Source organism: Roseovarius litoreus, from assembly GCF_900142765.1.
Taxonomy (GTDB): Bacteria; Pseudomonadota; Alphaproteobacteria; order Rhodobacterales; family Rhodobacteraceae; genus Roseovarius; species Roseovarius litoreus.
On sequence record NZ_FRCB01000008.1, the window covers coordinates 20,235 to 39,056 of the forward strand.

13 protein-coding genes are annotated in these 18,822 nt (G+C 63.2%); 2 read left to right on the forward strand and 11 right to left on the reverse strand.

The genetic code is table 11. The features are described 5' to 3' along the window. Positions 1-20 precede the first annotated feature (20 nt). The 5 genes from phnK to phnG are packed head-to-tail and all read right to left on the reverse strand — an operon-like array spanning position 21 to position 3,784. Positions 21-797: a phosphonate C-P lyase system protein PhnK gene (gene phnK, locus F3H35_RS14460; protein WP_149780262.1), complete on the reverse strand. Its 777-nt coding sequence runs from the start codon at positions 795-797 to the stop codon at positions 21-23. Next, positions 794-1,675 carry an alpha-D-ribose 1-methylphosphonate 5-phosphate C-P-lyase PhnJ gene (locus tag F3H35_RS14465; protein WP_149780263.1) on the reverse strand — a complete coding sequence of 294 codons (882 nt, stop codon included), beginning with the start codon at positions 1,673-1,675 and terminating at the stop codon, positions 794-796. The genes phnK and F3H35_RS14465 overlap by 4 nt, the downstream gene beginning before the upstream one ends. Then, positions 1,672-2,772 carry a carbon-phosphorus lyase complex subunit PhnI gene (locus tag F3H35_RS14470; RefSeq protein ID WP_149780264.1) on the reverse strand — a complete coding sequence of 367 codons (1,101 nt, stop codon included), beginning with the start codon at positions 2,770-2,772 and terminating at the stop codon, positions 1,672-1,674. The genes F3H35_RS14465 and F3H35_RS14470 overlap by 4 nt, the downstream gene beginning before the upstream one ends. Continuing rightward, on the reverse strand, positions 2,772-3,341 hold the full coding sequence (gene phnH / locus F3H35_RS14475) for a phosphonate C-P lyase system protein PhnH (protein ID WP_149780265.1): 570 nt from the start codon (positions 3,339-3,341) through the stop codon (positions 2,772-2,774). The genes F3H35_RS14470 and phnH overlap by 1 nt, the downstream gene beginning before the upstream one ends. Further along, positions 3,341-3,784 carry a phosphonate C-P lyase system protein PhnG gene (phnG, locus tag F3H35_RS14480; protein WP_149780266.1) on the reverse strand — a complete coding sequence of 148 codons (444 nt, stop codon included), beginning with the start codon at positions 3,782-3,784 and terminating at the stop codon, positions 3,341-3,343. The genes phnH and phnG overlap by 1 nt, the downstream gene beginning before the upstream one ends. A 101-nt stretch (positions 3,785-3,885) precedes the next feature. On the opposite strand from phnG, the gene phnF reads away from it, so the two are divergent. Further along, positions 3,886-4,608, forward strand: a complete 723-nt coding sequence (gene phnF, locus F3H35_RS14485) for a phosphonate metabolism transcriptional regulator PhnF (RefSeq protein ID WP_149780267.1) — start codon at positions 3,886-3,888, stop codon at positions 4,606-4,608. A 76-nt stretch (positions 4,609-4,684) separates the two neighbouring features. Continuing rightward, a complete protein-coding gene (locus tag F3H35_RS14490) occupies positions 4,685-5,866 on the forward strand; it encodes an alpha-D-ribose 1-methylphosphonate 5-triphosphate diphosphatase (protein WP_149780268.1) in 1,182 nt (393 codons plus the stop codon). Between the two features lie 68 nt (positions 5,867-5,934). Here the strand turns inward: F3H35_RS14490 and F3H35_RS14495 are convergent, their stop codons facing one another. The 6 genes from F3H35_RS14495 to F3H35_RS14520 form a co-directional block, all read right to left on the reverse strand. Beyond that, positions 5,935-6,552 (reverse strand): LbetaH domain-containing protein, encoded by a 618-nt coding sequence (locus tag F3H35_RS14495; RefSeq protein WP_149780269.1) that lies wholly within the window; start codon positions 6,550-6,552, stop codon positions 5,935-5,937. Positions 6,553-6,610: 58 nt separating this feature from the next. Beyond that, on the reverse strand, positions 6,611-7,963 hold the full coding sequence (phnE, locus tag F3H35_RS14500) for a phosphonate ABC transporter, permease protein PhnE (protein ID WP_149780270.1): 1,353 nt from the start codon (positions 7,961-7,963) through the stop codon (positions 6,611-6,613). Positions 7,964-7,966: 3 nt separating this feature from the next. Next, positions 7,967-8,842 (reverse strand): phosphonate ABC transporter, permease protein PhnE, encoded by an 876-nt coding sequence (gene phnE, locus F3H35_RS14505; RefSeq protein ID WP_149780271.1) that lies wholly within the window; start codon positions 8,840-8,842, stop codon positions 7,967-7,969. A 94-nt stretch (positions 8,843-8,936) separates the two neighbouring features. After that, positions 8,937-9,836 (reverse strand): phosphonate ABC transporter substrate-binding protein, encoded by a 900-nt coding sequence (gene phnD / locus F3H35_RS14510; RefSeq protein ID WP_149780272.1) that lies wholly within the window; start codon positions 9,834-9,836, stop codon positions 8,937-8,939. A 77-nt stretch (positions 9,837-9,913) separates the two neighbouring features. Then, positions 9,914-10,738 (reverse strand): phosphonate ABC transporter ATP-binding protein, encoded by an 825-nt coding sequence (phnC, locus tag F3H35_RS14515; protein WP_149780273.1) that lies wholly within the window; start codon positions 10,736-10,738, stop codon positions 9,914-9,916. Positions 10,739-11,101: 363 nt separating this feature from the next. Continuing rightward, positions 11,102-17,524, reverse strand: a complete 6,423-nt coding sequence (locus F3H35_RS14520; protein ID WP_188129984.1) for a Hint domain-containing protein — start codon at positions 17,522-17,524, stop codon at positions 11,102-11,104. Positions 17,525-18,822 lie beyond the last annotated feature (1,298 nt).

Here is an 18,822-nt window from a genome sequence, read left to right on the forward strand (position 1 = left end):
ACCGGGACAGCCTGCCTGTCTCAGACTTGCAGCACGCTGGAGACCAGCAATTGTGTATACCCATGCTGAGGATCATCCAGCACCTGATCGGTCAGGCCGGTTTCCACCACATGCCCGTCTTTCATCACCATCAGCCGGTCGGCCAGCAGCCGCACCACCGCCAGATCATGGGTCACGATGATCGCCGAGAGACCCATTTCGCGCACCAGTCCCCGCAACAGATCGAGCAACCGCGCCTGCACCGACACATCCAGCCCGCCGGTCGGCTCGTCCATGAAGACCAGCCTTGGCCCGGTGACCAGATTGCGGGCGATCTGCAACCGCTGCTGCATGCCGCCCGAAAAGGCCGTGGGCCGGTCATCCACCCGATCCGCCGGGATCTCGACCCGGCCCAGCCAATCGACCGCCTGATCGCGGATGTCGCCATAATGCCGCGCACCCACGGCCATCAGCCGCTCGCCCACATTGCCGCCCGCACTCACCCCCATGCGCAGCCCGTCGCGCGCATGCTGATGCACAAAGGCCCAATCCGTGCGCGACAGCATCCGGCGTTCAGGCTCGGACATCTTGAGCGTATCGCGCGGGCCATCGGTGCGGGTGTCGAACAGAACCTCGCCGGCATCAGGAGCTAACTGACCGGCGAGGCAGCCGAGAAGCGTGGATTTACCCGATCCGCTCTCCCCGACAATGCCCATGACCTCTCCGGGATAGAGATCGAAACTCACGTCGCGGCAGCCGATCCTTGTGCCGTAAAATCGGGTGATATCGCGCACTTGCAAAAGCGGTTGGGGGCTCATGCTCGGGCCTCCGTCATCATCGGCGCGTCCTGCGCCTGCGTCCCCACATGGCCCGCCTCGCGGCGACCCCGGCAATAATCCGTGTCAGAGCACACGAAGATGCGCCCTCCCTGATCGTCGGTGATGACCTCATCGAGATAGCTGTCTCCAGCGCCACACAGATCGCAGGCATGATCGGCCTTGCTGGCCTCGAACGGGTAGTCCTCGAAATCCAGACTGACAACGCGTGTATAGGGCGGCAGCGCATAGATCCGCTGTTCGCGCCCTGCGCCGAACAGCTGGATCGCCGGGCAATCCGACAGTTTGGGGTTGTCGAATTTCGGGATCGGCGACGGGTCCATCACATAGCGCCCCTCCACCTTGACCGGATAGGCATAGGAGGTGGCGATCGCGCCGTGCTGGCTGATATCCTCGTATAGTTTCACATGCATGAGGCCATATTCCTCGAGGCTGTGCATCTTGCGGGTCTCGGTCTCGCGCGGCTCCAGAAAGCGTAGCGGCTCGGGGATCGGTACCTGGTAGACAAGGATCTGATCCTCGCTCAGTGGCGTCTCGGGGATGCGGTGGCGGGTCTGGATCACGCTGGCCTCGGCGGTGTGTTCGGTCGTCTCGACACCGGCGGTGCGCTCAAAGAACTTGCGGATCGACACCGCGTTGGTGGTGTCGTCGGCCCCCTGGTCGATCACCTTGAAGCGGTCCTCGGGGACCAGCGTTGCCGCGCTGACCTGCACGCCGCCGGTGCCCCAGCCATAGGGCATCGGCATTTCGCGGCTGGCAAAGGGCACCTGATAGCCCGGCACCGCCAATCCCTTGAGGATGGCGCGGCGGATCATCCGCTTGGTCTGTTCATCCAGATAGGCGAAGTTGTACTCGGTCATTCCGCAGCCTCCTGCACGGGGGCCGCGCCCGCGCCGTCCTGCGCCTCGCGGCGCAGCTTTCGCACCAGTTCCAGCTCGGACTGGAAATCCACGTAATGCGGCAGCTTGATATGCTCGAGAAACCCGGTCGCCTGAATGTTGTCGCAATGCATCAGCACGAATTCCTCGTCCTGCGCCGGCGCGCCCTGATTGTCCTCGCCCAGTTCCTTCCAGCGCAGCGCGCGATCCACCAACGCCATGGAAATCGCCTTGCGCTCGGTCTGGCCAAAGACCAGCCCATAGCCACGGGTGAATTGCGGCGGCTCGGTTTTCGATCCCTTGAACTGATTGACCGTCTCGCATTCGGTCAGGGTGATTTCGCCGATCTCGATGGCGAAGCCCAGCTCGGGGATATCCATCTCGACCGCCACAGCCCCGATCCGCAACTCGCCCACGAAAGCATGGTTGCGGGCATAACCGCGCTGCGTGGAATAGGCGAGGCTGAGGACAAACCCCTCATCCCCCCGCGACAGCGCCTGCAAGCGCAAGGGCCGCTCGGCGGGCAGCTCCATCGGCTCGCGCGTCAGGTCGGGCGGGGTGTCGTCACTGGCGGCTTCGGTCTGGATCAGCCCTTCACGGTTCAGAAACCCGGTGATATGCGGCACGGGTCCATCCTGCGGTGCGGCGCTTGGCGCCTCGGGGGCGGCACCTTCTGCGGCCAGCTTGAAATCCAGCAAGCGATGCGTGTAGTCGAAGGTCGGCCCCAGAACCTGTCCGCCGGGCGCATCCTTGAACGTAGCCGAGATACGCCGGTCACAGGCCATCTGCGCGGTATCGACCGGCCTTGATGCACCGAAACGGGGCAAGGTGGTGCGATAGGCCCGAATGAGGAAAATCGCCTCGATCAGATCGCCGCGCGCCTGCTTGATCGCCAGCGCCGCCAGATCGGGATCGTAAAGCGACCCCTCGACCATCACCCGGTTCACGGCAAGGCTCAGTTGCTCGCGGATCTGCGCCACCGACAATTCCGCCACCGACAGATCGCCGCGCCGCTCCTCGGCCAGCCAGGCATGGGCGTTGTCGATCGCCCGCTCGCCACCTTTGACCGCCACATACATCAGATGTCCTCCACACAGGTGCTGCGCGGCAGGGCCGCCACTTGATCACCACAGGTCAGAAAGAAATCGAGGCCCAGGGGAAACTGCGCCGCGTTGCGCCGGAACGCCGCCGTCTCGGGCAGCGAGAGATGCGCGCTCTCCTTTATGCCGGGGCCGGTCAACCGGGCGCCCTGCGCCGCAAGCGCCGGCATCTCGACGATCAGGGTGGCGGCGCGGTCGGGATAGTCCGAAGTGCCGACCCGGTAGGCATCAAGCGGCTGCAGCGCGTCCCAATCACCAATGGCGAACATCGCATCCTCCGCCCCGACCAGCGGTGCGCCGGTGTGAAACGTGATCCAGTCGCGCAAGGCCGCGGCATCATGCGCCCCGGCCAGATGCACCGGCGTTTCCGGATCGCACAGCGTCAGGATCAGTGCACCAGCCGCCCGCGACAGCGGCGCGGGCGGTGCGGCACCTGCCAGCCGCTCGATCCGGCCAGGCCGGGCCATTGCGGACATCGCCGCACGAAACGCGCGCGCGGCATCGATCGGGCCATCGGCGAATCCGCCATCCAGTGCCTCGGCCTGCATCAGTCTTCTCCTCGTGCCATCGTGAAGAAATCCACCTTGGTCGCCGCGGCCTTGGCCGCACGCGCCGCGCGGGCTGCCTGCTGCGCCTCATCCAACGGCGCCAGAACCGCCTCGCGCACGAATGCCGCCTGCCCCGTCTGCATCAGCGCATCGATCAGGGCCGCTTGTGTCGCGTGCGCCTTGTCGCGCCCCTGGACATAGGCATGCCCCACCTCGCCCCCGCTCAGTTTCACCGAACAGCGCGTCACCGTCATCTCGCCCAGATTGAAGGGCGCGCCGGTCGCGCCGGCCCGTCCGCGCACCATGACGCCACCGGCTTCGGGGGAGCGCAGATAGCCATAGTCCGGCACCAACCCAAGCGCCGACCACAGCCTGTCCAGCTCGGCTGCAGGCGCCTTGGCCAGCAGGCTCATCCAGTGCTGTCTCTTTTCGATCTCGGTCATCTAGACACCTTGCGGATTTGTCTATTATTCTATACAACTAGACAAATCATTACGCCGACACGCCGAGTCGCGCAATCCCCGAAGCGTGAAGTTTTCGTGACATGACCCAGACCACCACTCGCACCCCGATCTGGAAATCCATCCATGCCGCCCTGAGCGCCGACATCGCCGCATCCCGCTATGCGCCGGGCGACAAGCTCCCGACCGAAGCGGCGCTGTCCACCCGGTTCGGCGTCAACCGGCACACCGTGCGCCGAGCGCTGGCGCAACTGGCCGAGGACGGTATGATCCATACCCGCCGGGGCGCAGGCGTCTTTGTCACCCATAAGCCCACCGATTACCCAATCGGCAGGCGCGTTCGCTTTCACCAGAACCTGCGCGCGGCAGGGCGCATGCCGGCCAAGACAGTCCTTGGTCTGGAAACCCGCGCCGCCGATCAGCGCGAAGCCGAAGCCCTGAACCTGGAACCCGGCGCCGCCGTGCATGTCTATGACGGGCTGTCGCTATCAGATGGGGCGCCGGTCGCCCTTTTCCGCAGCGTCTTTCCCGCCGAGCGTTTTCCCGATCTGCCCGAAGCCTTGGCCCGGCTTCATTCGGTCACCGAGGCTCTGCGCGCACAGGGCGTCGCCGATTACACACGGGCCTGGACGCGCCTGACCGCGAAACTCGCCAATCCGACACAGGCGCTGCACCTTCGGATCACCGAGGGCGCACCGATCCTGCGCTCGGTCTCGCTGAATGTCGATCCGGACAAGCAACCGGTGGAATATGGGCGCACCTGGTTCGCCGGCGACAGAGTCACCCTCACCCACTCCGATTCATGAGGGAGTCCAAGGGTTTGTCATGCGGGCGATACAATCCTGCGCTAGATTTGCGAAAACGGCAGACAAGAGCAGTCCGATGTCCATGCAATGGCCCGATATTCGCCTGACCGGCGCGACCGTCCTGCGTGACGGCGAACTTCAGACGCGCTCTGTCGCGATCGAATCCGGTTGCATCGGCAGAGGCCCTTTCCCCGAGGTCGATCTGACCGGCTATTATATCCTCCCGGGCATCATAGACCTGCATGGCGACGCGTTCGAGCGACACACCGCCCCGCGCCCCACCGCACCATTCTCCATTGAGCAGGGGCTGATCGGCACCGACCGGGACGCTGCCGCCAATGGCGTGACAACCGCGTGGCTTGCGCAAAGCTGGTCCTGGGAAGGCGGACGGCGCAGCCCAGATCACGCCGAGGCGATGCTCGAGGCCCACGCCGTTTACCGCGCCCGGATGAAGACCGATCTTCGGGTGCAGATCCGCTGCGAGACCCATACCGTCGACACTGCCGACCGTCTGATCGCCGCCGTCAAACGGCACGGCGTGGGCTACGTGGTCTTCAACAACCACCTGGAAGAGGCCGTCACCCTGTCACACAGCCGCCCAGAGGTTCTGGCAGGTTGGGCCAAAGAGGCAGGCCGTAGCCCGCAAGAGCACCTCGCCGTTGTTGAAGAGGCGCGCAAACAGGGCCGCGCGGTGCCGCGCTATCTGTGTCGTCTGGCCGAAACCTTCGATGCTTTGGGCGTGCGCTACGGCAGCCATGATGATCCCGACGGCGAAACCCGGGAGACCTTTGCGATGATCGGCGCCCGGATCTGCGAATTCCCCATCTCGCGCTCCGCCGCACGGCTGGCCAAGGCAGTCAACGATCCGGTGATCATGGGCGCGCCCAACGTGGTGCGCGGCGGATCGCAGGCGGGCAACATCTCGGCCGCTGACCTGATCGCATCGGGCCATTGCGATGCGCTTGTCTCGGACTACTACTACCCCGCGCTGGCACAGGCGGCATTCCATCTGGCCGATCACGGCATTCTCGATCTGGCCTCGGCCTGGGCGATGATCTCTGCGACGCCTGCCCACATCATGGGTTTGCCCGACCGGGGCGTGATCGACTACGGACGCAGGGCGGATCTGACGGTCGTGAATGCAGACACCCGCGAGATCGAGGCCACGCTCGTCGCAGGCCGCATCACCCATCTGACCGGCGAGGCTGCACATCGCTTCCTGTCCATCGGCAACCGTATGGCTCTTGCCGCAGAGTGACCCTGACCCCGATCCTTTCGCGACAATCCGGCGGCGGCCCCGGACAGGGGTGCTTTTTTACAATGTCGTCAACCGCCGTACTTTTCCAGAAAAGCCTCGGCGGAAAGCGCCCGGAAATCCCCGAGTGCCACGCGCAGCCGATCGTGGCTCCAGTCCCACCAGCCAAGGGCGATCAACCGTTCGGCCAATGCAGCGGGCTGGCGAGGCCGCACCGGCTTCGCAGGCACACCCGCAACGATCGTATAAGGCGCCACATCCTTCGTAACGATCGCCCCCGAGGCGACAATCGCGCCATGTCCAATGCTCAGGCCCGGCTTGATCTGCGCATCATGCCCGATCCATGTATCATGCCCGATATGGGCGCGCCGTGACCGGCGATGCTCGAACCATGCAGCATCGTCCTCGGCATCGTCCCAGTAACTGGCAGATCGATACATGAAATGATGCAGGCTCGCCCGGTCCAACGGATGATCCGTGGCGCCGATCCTCACGAAACTGGCGATATTGCTGAACCGACCCACATCGGCATTGGCGATGTCGCAAAACCTGTCACAATAGGAATAATCCCCGATCACCGAATGCGCCACGCGGCTGCCGCGCCCGATCTCGGTATAGGACCCCAGATCGCTTTCGGTTATCTCGCACTCGGGATGGATCAGCGGCGCCTCCGCGTTCAGTCTTTTCATTCTCTTCTACCCTTGCCGGTCCGTGCGCTCGGCGCCGTCCCGTGTCTCGCCATGCGGCTCAGACGCCGCTATCGTCGGATCGGATCAGCTTGCGCCGCAGCCAGCCCGATACCGTGTCCATGAAGATCACCATGATGATGATCAGCATGATGTAATAGCTCACCTCTTCCCAGTCCTTCTGAGTGATGATCGCTTGGGTCAGCAACAGGCCGATGCCGCCTCCAGTGATCGCGCCGATCACCGTGGCGCTACGCGTGTTGGATTCGAGGTAATACAGAACCTGGCTCAACAGCACCGGCGTGATCTGCGGGATCACCCCGAACCGGTAGCGTTGCAGCGGCTTCGCCCCGGTCGAGGTGACACCCTCGATCTGCTTGTCGTCGACATTTTCCAGCGCCTCAGAGAATATCTTGCCGAAGCTGCCGGTATCGGTGATCAGGATCGCGAGCGCGCCGGTCATCGGGCCGGGACCGAAGGCGCGCGACAGGATGATCGTCCAGATCAGCCCATCCACCCCGCGTACAAAATCGAACACCCGCCGGATCGCGAAGCGCAGACTTGCCAGACGATTGAAATTACGCGCCGCGATGAATGCCATCGGCAGCGCCACGATCGCAGCCCCCATCGTGCCGAGAAAAGCCATCAGGATGGTCTCGAAGATCGCCCAGATCACATCCTTGTGCCGCCACATGCTGTTGTTCCAGACCTCACTGAGCATGGCGGCAAAGTTGCTCTGACCCTCGATCACCTGCTCGCCCGATACCGCCAACGTCACCAGTTCGGCAAAGGACTTGCCATAGAACGGGCTGTCGAGCGTGAACCAGAAGAGCTCCCAGCCATAGGAATAGACATAGACCTCGGTGCGGGCGCGGGTCACGGTCGCGCGGCCACCCTCGCCCGTGATGTTGACACGGGCATTGCTGGCGCTGATCCAGTCGGGGATGGTCCCGTCCGGTGTCTCAAGCGAAATATCCCGCCCCTCGACCGTCACGGTCACCGTGCCGTAATCGGGCAAGCTATAGCGCAGGGTCGAGCCTTCGATCTCGGCCACCTCGCCCGCATCCAGCGTGATCTTGACGGCATCTTCGCCCGTGGACGTGACAAACCCGGGCATCATGCCGTCGGGATAGGTGCCCTTGTTCTCGCCCTCGATCGCAAAGCTCACACCGCCATTGCGATTGTCGTGGGTGATATGGGTCTTGTAGCTATAGCTATCGGCCACAAGGATTTTCGCGTTGTCCATGCGGGCACGGTCCACCAGCCCGGCAATGTCGAAGGCGAAGAAAAGATAGACGAAATAGGCTAGGATCACGGCAGGCACCGCAAAGCCCGCAATCTGCTTGCGTCGGAACCGCGCCACCGCATCCTGTGCAGGATTGCCGCCCGTCACCATTTCTGCCGTTGCACTCATGGGTCAGACCTTTCCGACAAGTTTGTTGCGGTAATGGCTCGACAGCTGGTCGAAAAGCACGATCGTCAGGAACAGCAGGATGAAGATCGCCGCCACCTCGTCGTAGCGGCCCTGCCCCCAGCTGAAGGCGTTCTTGAGATCATAACCGATCCCGCCTGACCCCACGAAACCAAGGATCGCCGAGGCCCGGATATTGATCTCGAAGCGCAGCAGCGCATAGCTCAGCCAGTTGGGCGCCACCTGTGGCACCACGCCCAGAATCATCCTTTGGGTCCAGTTCGCCCCAACCGATTCCAGCCCCTCCAGCGGCTTCAGGCTGGCATTCTCGTTGACCTCGGAAAAGAGCTTGCCCAAGGCACCGGCCGTATGCAGCGCGATGGCGATCATCGCCGGCACCGGCCCGCCACCCAAGATGAAGATCAACACCAGCGCAATCACGATCTCGGGCACCGCGCGCAGGATATCCATCAACCGGCGGAAAGGACCGACCAGCGTCGGAAACCGCGCCAGCCCGCGTGTCGACAACAGCGAAAGCACCACCGCCAGCAGCCCACCAATCAGGGTCGAGGCCGCGGCGATATTCACCGTCTCGATCAGCGACGGGAAAAATTTCACCATCAGCGCCGGGATCAGCGTCACCTTCTCGCGCGCTTCCGCGAGCACTTCGCCGGGAAACGCGAAGATGTTCAGGATCCCGTCCCAGAACCCGCCCGCATTGCGGCTATCGGCCAGCATGAACCCCGATGTCATCAGCGCAATGAAGATCACCAGCATGATCCCGCCATACATGCGCTTGGTACGCGTCATGGCCAGATAGGCGTCTTGAATTGCGGAGGTGTCCGGCGCTGCACTGTTCCGGGCCAGCGAGGTATCGGCCATGCGGCTTTGCTCCTTGACGAGATGACGGGGCGGGAAAACGAAAAAAGAACGAGCCGGCCCCGTGAGGGACCGGCCGATGTATCCGCCTTGCGGCTTACATCTTGGACTTGCGCGCCTCGATGATCGAGAGATACGCATCATGGTTGATCGGCATCACGCCAAGCGAGTCACCGGCCATGAAGTTGTAGGCGCATTCGGGGTCCAGTGCCTTGAGCGAGCCGGTCATCGCGACCATGTCCAGCTTGACGCGCTCGGGCAGATCCTTGCGCAGAACGATCGGGCCTTCCGGGATCGGCTTCGAGCGCCAGATTTCTACCAGCTCGTTCATGTCGACAAGACCCGCATCCGATGCCTTGCGCAGCGCACCCGAGTTATAGCCGTCTTCCCATTCGCCGATACCGTCGGCCCATGTGACACCGCCATCTACATCGCCATTGCTCACGGCAACGATGGTCTGCTCGTGACCGCCGGTAAAGACGACCTCGCCGAAATAGGCGCCGTTCTCCATCGTCGCGCCGGTCAGCGCCGGGATCTCGATCGACGGGATCAGGTAACCCGAGGTCGAGTTCGGGTCGCCAAAGCCGAATTTCTTGCCCTGCATATCCTCGAGCGACGCGATGCCGCTGTCCTTGCGGGCAAAACCGATCGAGTGATAGCCATACGAGCCATCGGTATTGACCTTCACCAGAACCGGCTCGACCGCTTCGGGGTCGGTCAGATAGGTCTTGGCATAGGCCGATGCGCCCAGCCACGCCATGTCGATCGTGCCGCCCAGCAGACCCTGGATCACGCCGTCGTAATCGGCCGGCGTGAACAGCTTGACCGGCACGCCCAGAAGTTCCTCGGCCTTGGCGCGGAAGCACTCGTTCGATGTCATGCGGTCCTGGGCGTTTTCACCACCGAGAATGCCGATGCGGAATTCGGTGATATCCTGAGCCATGACCGGGGCGGTCAGGGCGGTCGTGGCCACGATGGCAGCAAGCAGTTTCTTCATGATATCCTCTTTCGGGTTTCGGTCTTGAAGCTGTTTCAGAGAAAGCTCTGCCGCATGCCGCGGCAGGGCGGGTAACGTCAGATCGCGGCCTCGGCCGTACGCATCGCGCGAACGCCCGCTCGCTCGAGCGTCTCGATCGAGGTCGAGGTGCTGGTCTCGGAAAACCCGGCATCGGCGCCGTAAATGTCGCGCGCGGCACCCGTGGTCAGTTGCTCGGGCGTGCCGTCGAAAACGATCCGGCCATGCAGCATCCCGATCACCCGGTCGCAATAGCGCCGTGCGGTATCGAGCGTGTGCAGATTGGCGATGACCGTGCGGCCATCCTCTTCGTGGATGCGGCGCAGGTCGTCCATCACCAGCTGGGCATTCATCGGGTCAAGGCTGGCGATCGGCTCGTCGGCCAGAACGATCCTGGGGTCCTGCATCAGCGCACGGGCAATAGCGACGCGCTGCTGCTGGCCGCCCGACAACGCCTCGGCGCGCTTGGGCGCGTGTTCCGCGATGCCCAGACGATCCAGGATCTCGATGGCGCGGCAGATATCCGCCTGCGGATAGAGGTTGAACATGGTCGCCAGCGTCGAGCGGCGATTGAGCGTGCCATGCAGCACGTTCGACACCACATCCATCCGCGGCACGAGGTTGAACTGCTGAAAGATCATCGCGCAGTCGGATTGCCAGGCGCGCTTGGCATCGCCCTTCAGCGCTGTCACGTCGCGCCCTTCGAACTCGATCTTGCCCTCGGTCGCGTCCGTCAGCCGGTTCACCATCCGCAACAGCGTCGATTTCCCGGCGCCCGAGCGGCCAATGATGCCGATCATCATCGGCTTTTCGACCGTGAACGATACGGCGTCGACAGCCGTGTTCGGACCGAACTTTCTTGTCAGTTTGGTAATCTTCAGCACTAGGCATCCCCCAAAACGATCGAGACATGGCCTAGGCCGGATTCTCGAAAGCCTCGTGACACTCCGGTGAAGCTTTTGTAACAGGCGACCGGTCTTGCCAGAAACAGGGCCTGAACCTATCCTTGGCGACGACAAAGAAGACGCGCAGACTGGCGCGCGCTTGGACCGGCTGGACACCGGACTGCAACAAGGCCCGGAAAATCGCCCGCTGCCACAACAGGCGCAGGCAGGACAATGATCAAACACAAAACAATCCCGACGTTACCGCCGGGATTGTTCCGTTTCTGAAAACAGGACAGCCCCCAGGCCCGTTTCCGGAGACCGGCACACCCCCGATGGGTGCGCGCCGGTCGGCTGCATGTCTTAGCTCAGCAACAGCTTGGCTTCGTGCTTCTTCAGGGACCGGCGTGCCGCCTGATAGGCTTTGAGCCCATCGGCCTCCCGCAGTTCGGGGAACAGCTCGTAGATCTCGTCGCGCTGCGCCTGCCCCATACCGTCCATGGTCTGCTCGCCCGGCTGGAAGCTTTCGGTCCACGCCCCATCCGACAGCACGACCTCGTGCTGATCGAACATGAAGTGAATATAGCTCACCGAGCTCGCATCCACCGAATCGACCCCTTCGAGACCCGTCAGATGCTTGGCCGCGGCCAGCACTTCACGATCCTCGAAATAGAGCGCCGTGCGTTCGTTGTTGATCAGAACCCTATGGTTGGGGCTGACCACCATGTCCCGCTCGGGCAAACCGTATCCAAGCGATCCTGCGCGGATCAGAACCGGCTTGAGATGCGGGGCCTGCAGCAGCTCGCGCCCCTGCAGATCTCGGCGCCCGATCCAGCGGATCTCCTGGATGCCGTTGTCGCGGGTGATGATCCGGTCGCCAACCTGCAGATCCTGCACCAGCCGCTCGCCTCTCGGGGTCGCGATCACCGTGCCCGGCGTGAAGCAGGGAATGATGTTCTCGATTTCCGAGAAGTTGACGGTGACAAGGTCGCCATTGTCGTTCGTATAGGTCGCCGTACCGCTTTCGCTCCGGCCAGTGACCGGATCGAAGGTCGGATCGGCCGTGTCGAAGACGAGGGTCACCGGACCATTGCCGCTCAGATCAAGCGTATCGCCAATGGTCTCGTCATTCTCGCCACCAGTGACGGTGATCGGATCGGCGCCGGTCAGTGTCCGGTCGACGGTGAACACATCGTCACCATCCCCACCTGTCGCAGCATCGCCCGCACCGACCTCCAGCGCGTCATCTCCCAGACCACCGTCGAGAACATCTGCACCCTCGCCGCCGGCCAGCGTATCTTCGCCCGCGCCGCCCAACAGGCTGTCGTCACCTTCACCACCGGTCAGGGCGTCGTTGTCGTCGCCACCATCGAGCGTGTCGTTGCCAGCACCGCCATCCAGCACGTCATCGCCGGCATCGCCGAGGACGCTGTCATTACCAGCCCCCGCCGTGACCGAGTCGTCGCCCGCACCGGCTTCGATATCCACCGGGCCGGTCGCGGTACTGGCGTCCAGCGTATCGTTGCCCGCGCCGGTAATGACCTGTTCGATCTCCGAGAAGGACACATCCGGGAACACATCCCCATCGATACCGTTCACAATCCCCGTTTCAGGGTTCGTCCCGAAGACAACGTCCAGCGGTCCGGTCGCATCCGACAGATCGAGGATGTCGCCCGCATCGCCATTCTCAGGCCCGCCCGGCGTGCCATCGGTACCATCCGTGCCGCCATCGATCGTGATCTGCGTATTCGGGTTGGTATCCGTCGGATCCAGCGTGAACACGTCGTCGCCGGCACCACCCGTGGCCTCATCGCCGCCGCCGACTGCGATATCATCGTCGCCCGCGCCGCCATCCAGCGTGTCATTGCCTTCGCCACCCGCCAGAGTATCCGCGCCGTCACCGCCCAACAGGCTGTCGTCACCGGCACCACCCGTCAGGGCATCGTTATCGGCACCGCCATCCAGCGTGTCGTTACCGGCACCGCCATCCAGAACGTCGTCGCCGGCATCGCCGAGGACGCTGTCATTGCCAGCCCCCGCCGTGACCGAGTCATCGCCCGCACCGGCTTCGATATCCACCGGGCCGGTCGCAGCAGTCGCATCCAGCGTATCGTTGCCCGCACCGGTAATGACCTGTTCGATCTCGCTGAAGGCCAGATCCGGGAACACGTCGCCATCAAGCCCATCAACGGCACCCGATTCCGGGTTGGCATCAAAGACCACCTCAAGCGGACCGGTCTCAGAGGACAGGTCAAGGATATCGCCCGCGTCACCATTCTCCGGACCGCCCGGCGCACCATCGGTACCATCCGAACCACCATCGATCGTCGCCTGTATATTGGGCTCCGGATCGGTCGGATCGAGCGTGAATACATCGTCGCCCGTGCCGCCCGTGGCCAGATCGCGGCCGCCGACCGCGATATCGTCATCGCCATCGCCGCCAAGAAGCGTATCCGCACCTTCTCCACCAACCAGCGTATCCGCGCCTGCATCGCCCAGCAGGGTATCGTTGCCCGCGCCGCCCGTCAGCGAGTCGTTGCCGTCACCGCCCTCAAGCGTGTCGACGCCATCGCCACCATCAAGAACATCGTCCCCGGCACCGCCAAGAACACTGTCATCGCCCAGACCGGCTTCGACCGTGTCATTACCCGCGCCCGCGTCGATCACATCGTTGTCGCCATCGGCGCCGTCGATCTGATCGCCCTGCGCATCGGCAAAGCCTACCGGCAGGGAATCGTCACCCGCCGTGCCGTCCACAACCCCATCGGCCAGCGGATCGAAGATCACCGTCTCGATCTCGCTGAAGTTGAGGGTGACCGGATCGCCAGCGTCATTGTTGAACACAACCGTGCCGCTTTCGCTGACACCGGTCACCGGATCGAAGGTCGGATCGGTGTTGTCATAGGTGACCGAGACCACATCCAGACCGGTCAGGTCCAGCACATCGCCGTCACCGCCATTGGTCGGATCGGTCAGATCCTCGCCGGTCTCGCCGCCGACCACAGTGATCGGGCCCGCGCCCGTCAGCATCGGGTTTACGGTGAACACATCGTCGCCATCGCCGCCCGTCGCGGTATCGCCCGCGCCGACAACAAGGTCGTCATCGCCCAGACCGCCGTCGAGAACATCCGCGCCTTCGCCGCCAGCCAGCGTGTCGCTGCCCGCACCGCCCAAAAGGCTGTCGTCACCTTCACCACCAGCCAGCGCGTCGTTGCCCGCATCGCCCACCAGGCTGTCATCGCCCGCTTCGCCGCTGATGACGTCGTTGCCGTCATCGCCGCGCAGCGTGTCGTTGCCGTCACCGCCGAGCAACTGGTCGTCGCCGGCACCGCCGGAGACCAGGTCGCTTTCCGTGCCGCCGCGCAGATCATCGTTGCCGTCGCCGCCGAGGATCGTGTCGTTGCCCGCGCCGCCGTCGACGAAATCATTGCCGATGCCGCCGTCGATGCTGTCGTTGCCTTCGTTGCCGCGCAGGTTGTCCACGCCGTCGCCGCCAAGGACCGTGTCATCGCCCAAGCCGGCGTCGACGAAATCGTTGCCCGTGCCGCCATCGACAACATCGTTGCCGCCGCCTGTGCGGATATCGTCATTGCCGCCATTGCCAAAGACCGTATCCGCGCCCTCGGTGATGACATCGCCCTGCTCATCGGCATAGCCCACAGGCATGAACTCGCCCGTCTCGGCCCCGTCCACGACCCCATCGGGATCGCTGAGGATCGTCTCGATCCCCTCGAAGGTCAGCGTCGAGCCGTCAGCGAACGTGACCGTGCCGCGTGTCGCATCAGGGTCATTCGGATCGGCTTCCTCGGTGATCGTGACCGGACCCGCACCGCGCAGGTCGAGCACATCGTTGTCGGTCGTGCCTTCCGCGCCGCCGAAGATCGTATCGCCCGCGCCCTCGGCCGCGCTGCCGACGGTGATCGTGTCATTGCCCGCTTCGCCGCGCAGGCTATCGACGCCCGCGCCACCATCCAGCAGGTCGTCGCCGGCACCGCCGCGCAAGTCGTCGACACCGTCGCCGCCAAAGAGCTCGTCATCGCCCGCATCGCTGCCGATGAAGTCATTGCCGGTGCCGCCGAGGATCGTGTCGTTGCCGTCGCCGCCGCGCAGGTTGTCGTTGCCGTCGCCGCCGGAGATGCTGTCATCGCCCGCATCGCCAGCAACGAAGTCGACGCCGATACCGCCATCGATGGTGTCATTCCCCTCGCCACCGCGAAGGTTGTCATTGCCCGTGCCGCCAAAGATCTCGTCTGCGCCTGTCCCGCCCTCGACGAAATCAGCGCCCGCTTCGCCCCTGATGACGTCGTTGCCGACATCGCCGCGCAGCGTGTCGTTGCCGTCACCGCCGAGCAACTGGTCATCGCCGGCACCGCCGGACACCAGGTCGCTTTCCGTGCCGCCGCGCAGATCATCGTTGCCGTCGCCGCCGAGGATCGTGTCGTTGCCCGCGCCGCCGTCGACGAAATCATTGCCGATGCCGCCGTCGATGCTGTCGTTGCCTTCGTTGCCGCGCAGGTTGTCCACGCCGTCGCCGCCAAGGACCGTGTCATCGCCCAAGCCGGCGTCGACGAAATCGTTGCCCGTGCCGCCATCGACAACATCGTTGCCGCCGCCTGTGCGGATATCGTCATTGCCGCCATTGCCAAAGACCGTGTCCGCGCCTTCGGTGATGAGATCGCCCTGCTCATCCACATAGCCCACAGGCATGAACTCGCCCGTCTCGGCCCCGTCCACGACCCCATCGGGATCGCTGAGGATCGTCTCGATCCCCTCGAAGGTCAGCGTCGAGCCGTCAGCGAACGTGACCGTGCCGCGTGTCGCATCAGGGTCATTCGGATCGGCTTCCTCGGTGATCGTGACCGGGCCCGCGCCGCGCAGGTCGAGCACGTCGTTGTCGGTCGTGCCACCGGCACCGCCGAAGATCGTATCGCCCGCGCCCTCGGCCGCGCTGGCAACCGTGATCGTGTCATTGCCCGCGCCACTGATGATCTGGTCCGAACCTGTGCCACCGCTCAGGACGTCATTGCCATCACCGCCGCGCAGGTCGTCATTGCCCGCGCCGCCGAGGATGGAGTCGTCGCCGATGCCAGCGTCGATGAATTCGTCGCCGGCACCGCCATCGATCGTGTCGTTGCCTTCGTTGCCGCGCAGGTTGTCGTCGCCGTCGCCGCCGGAGATGCTGTCATCCCCTGCGTTGCCTTCGACGAAGTCATTGCCTGCATCACCGAAGATCGTGTCGTTGTCGTTGCCACCGCGAAGGTCATCGGTGCCCAGGCCGCCGATCAGCGTGTCCTCGCCGTCGCCGCCGCGCAGCGCGTCGTTGCCGTCGCCGCCGAAAACACTGTCGTTGCCCAGACCGCCATCGACGAAATCCGCTTCCGTTCCGCCACGCAGGTCGTCATTGCCGTCGCCGCCGAAGATGGTGTCGTTGCCCGCGCCGCCGTCGATGAACTCGTTGCCCACACCACCGTCGATGCTGTCATTGCCGGCGCCGCCACGCAGATCGTCATTGCCTTCGCCGCCGAGGACGGTGTCGTCGCCGGTCCCGGCATCGATGAAGTCACCGCCCGTGCCGCCATCGACAACATCGTTGCCGCCGCCTGCGCGAATATCGTCATTGCCGCCATTGCCGAAGATCGTGTCGGCGCCGTCTGTGATAACGTCGCCCTGCTCATCCACATAGCCCACAGGCATGAACTCGCCTGTTTCGGCCCCGTCCACGACCCCATCAGGATCGGTGATGATCGTCTCGATCCCCTCGAAACTCAGGGTCGAACCATCGCTGAACGTGACCGTGCCGCGGGTCGCGCCGTCATCGTTGGGATCGGCTTCTTCCGTTATGGTCACCGGGCCTGCGCCACGCAGGTCAAGCACGTCGTTATCCGTCGTACCGCCCTGGCCACCAAACACCTGGTCGCCCGCGCCTTCGGCCGGGCTGCCGACGGTGATCGTGTCATTGCCCAGATCACCCGACAGGATATCCGCCCCCGTCCCGCCACTCAGCAGGTCATTGCCATCCTGGCCGCCAATGAAGTCGGCACCGTCACCACCAAAGAGCTGGTCGTCGCCGGAGCCGCCAAGCATGTCGTCATTGCCCGCACCGCCGATCAGCTGGTCATTGCCGTCCAGACCACGCAGGACGTCATTTCCGTCACCACCGCGCAGGTCATCATTGCCAGCGCCACCATCCAGAAAGTCGTTCCCGATGCCACCGTCAAGGAAATCGTCGCCGTCACCGCCAAACAGGAAATCGTCACCCGCATCACCACGCAGGTCGTCATTGCCCTCATCGCCATTGAGGTTGTCGTTGCCCGCGCCACCATCGATGAAGTCATTCTCGGTGCCGCCCGAGACGAAGTCATCGCCGCCACCGGCACGGATATCGTCATCGCCGCCATTGCCGAAGATGACGTCATTGCCTTCGGTGATCAGGTCGCCCTGGCTGTCGAAATAGCCAACGGGCATGAATTCGCCGGTCTCGGCCCCGCCGACGATACCATCCGCGGGTGATCCTCCGTAAAAACCGTAGCTGACGTCAACGTTTTCCTCGACCTCGTTGGTGGACAGGAAGTAGAAGGCCGAGTCGCCATCCGGGAAAATGTCGCTGTCAAACGCGTATTCATCGCCCTCTTGGAAACCATCCGCACTGCCGGAATCGCCGACCGCGTTTTGCCGCGCCAGTGTAGCTCCGTTAACGCTCGTGGGGACCCTGATGCCATAATTCCCTGACGCAAGACCATCAAAGAAATAGAAACCATTTGCATCCGTGACCGTGGTTTGAATCACCGTGCCAAAGTTGCCTGGGACAATCAGTTGAACCGTGATACCAGCCAATCCGGGGTCTAGGGCATTGGGATCAGTTTGACGTGACCCCTGGAGCTCGAGATTGTCGAGGCCTTGGTCGAGTGTAACGCGTCCTTGAATTCTGGCCATGATTAAAACTCCTTACCAATAAATGCGGATGCGGCACAAACTGCCGTCGATCCTGGGCGCTTGAACGCCTTGTTTTCAGCATAGCGGGAATTCGAGACCAAGGGCCGGGCGATGGCGTCAGGCCGGGACGCGCCGATGCCAAGACGTGCAGCACCGACCGGTACGCCCATGGCGCCAGCTGAAACCTCATTGGAATGTCGGGATGGATTGTCTTGGCTGCCGCTCACGGCACGCCTCACGACGTCATTCACACACAGACTCAACTCTCGCACTCCAACAACAGCGGCACCAACACCACACACACAACTTCGGAGGAATCAGACACACAATCAGACGCAACCGAATCTCATTCCACGATTGAACATGCCGCTAGGCACGGCGCACATAACGGGTTGTTACACACCGAAAAAGCGCGTTACCTAGACGTCTTGCCAGACGTGGAACAGCTCAAGGTCGCCCCCTTGACCGCAGACTTCGCCCCCCAGTTGGGCAGATTTGTTTTACTAAGTCCGGTCGCCGAAACAAAGGGAAATCTGTCTAAAAACCGGCAACATATTGTCAAGTGACCGCAAAAAAGCCTATTCCAGAATGGTTCCCGGTAACCTTCCCCAAGGGCACTGTCGACCATCCGTCAACAGAGCCCACGAGCGAAACCCCCGTAAACAAAGCGTTTACAAAAATTCAGCGAAAATTCACCTACAACCAAAGCGCGAATTCGTTTCTTTTTTCGAAACATTAACCTTGTTTGCAGATTCCACGGCAAACCCCCACCAAACTCGCATCCTGCGGACAAGCTGGGTTTTTGACCGGTAATCAATCCATCCGAACCCGACCGGATCGGACACGATCTGGAGACAAGCGCCCCGCCCGAATCGGGCGGTCCGCCAAATTTCTGCCATCAATACCAGCCGAAAAGACGTCGCATATGATCCAGATCATGCAGCGCCGAAGCGCCCGTGCCTCCAAAGGTTGGAACCGGCAAGGGCAGATGGACAAGGAATGGGCGGCGCCAAAACCGCAAGTGCTGCATGACGCTCCGTGCCTCGAGGTCAGGGGGCCAAACGCCTATACATCCAAGGGCTGCTCAATCTGGGCCGGGGTCACCGCGCGGTCCAGCGGGCCGTTCAGTCCCCCAAGCGTCTTGCGGCCGT

Bases quoted from the DNA above. Each gene is read 5' to 3' on its own strand.
- phnK (WP_149780262.1), bottom strand. From the start codon at position 797: ATGAGCCCCCAACCGCTTTTGCAAGTGCGCGATATCACCCGATTTTAC.
- F3H35_RS14465 (WP_149780263.1), bottom strand. From the start codon at position 1,675: ATGACCGAGTACAACTTCGCCTATCTGGATGAACAGACCAAGCGGATG.
- F3H35_RS14470 (WP_149780264.1), bottom strand. From the start codon at position 2,772: ATGTATGTGGCGGTCAAAGGTGGCGAGCGGGCGATCGACAACGCCCAT.
- phnH (WP_149780265.1), bottom strand. From the start codon at position 3,341: ATGCAGGCCGAGGCACTGGATGGCGGATTCGCCGATGGCCCGATCGAT.
- phnG (WP_149780266.1), bottom strand. From the start codon at position 3,784: ATGACCGAGATCGAAAAGAGACAGCACTGGATGAGCCTGCTGGCCAAG.
- phnF (WP_149780267.1), top strand. From the start codon at position 3,886: ATGACCCAGACCACCACTCGCACCCCGATCTGGAAATCCATCCATGCC.
- F3H35_RS14490 (WP_149780268.1), top strand. From the start codon at position 4,685: ATGTCCATGCAATGGCCCGATATTCGCCTGACCGGCGCGACCGTCCTG.
- F3H35_RS14495 (WP_149780269.1), bottom strand. From the start codon at position 6,552: ATGAAAAGACTGAACGCGGAGGCGCCGCTGATCCATCCCGAGTGCGAG.
- phnE (WP_149780270.1), bottom strand. From the start codon at position 7,963: ATGAGTGCAACGGCAGAAATGGTGACGGGCGGCAATCCTGCACAGGAT.
- phnE (WP_149780271.1), bottom strand. From the start codon at position 8,842: ATGGCCGATACCTCGCTGGCCCGGAACAGTGCAGCGCCGGACACCTCC.
- phnD (WP_149780272.1), bottom strand. From the start codon at position 9,836: ATGAAGAAACTGCTTGCTGCCATCGTGGCCACGACCGCCCTGACCGCC.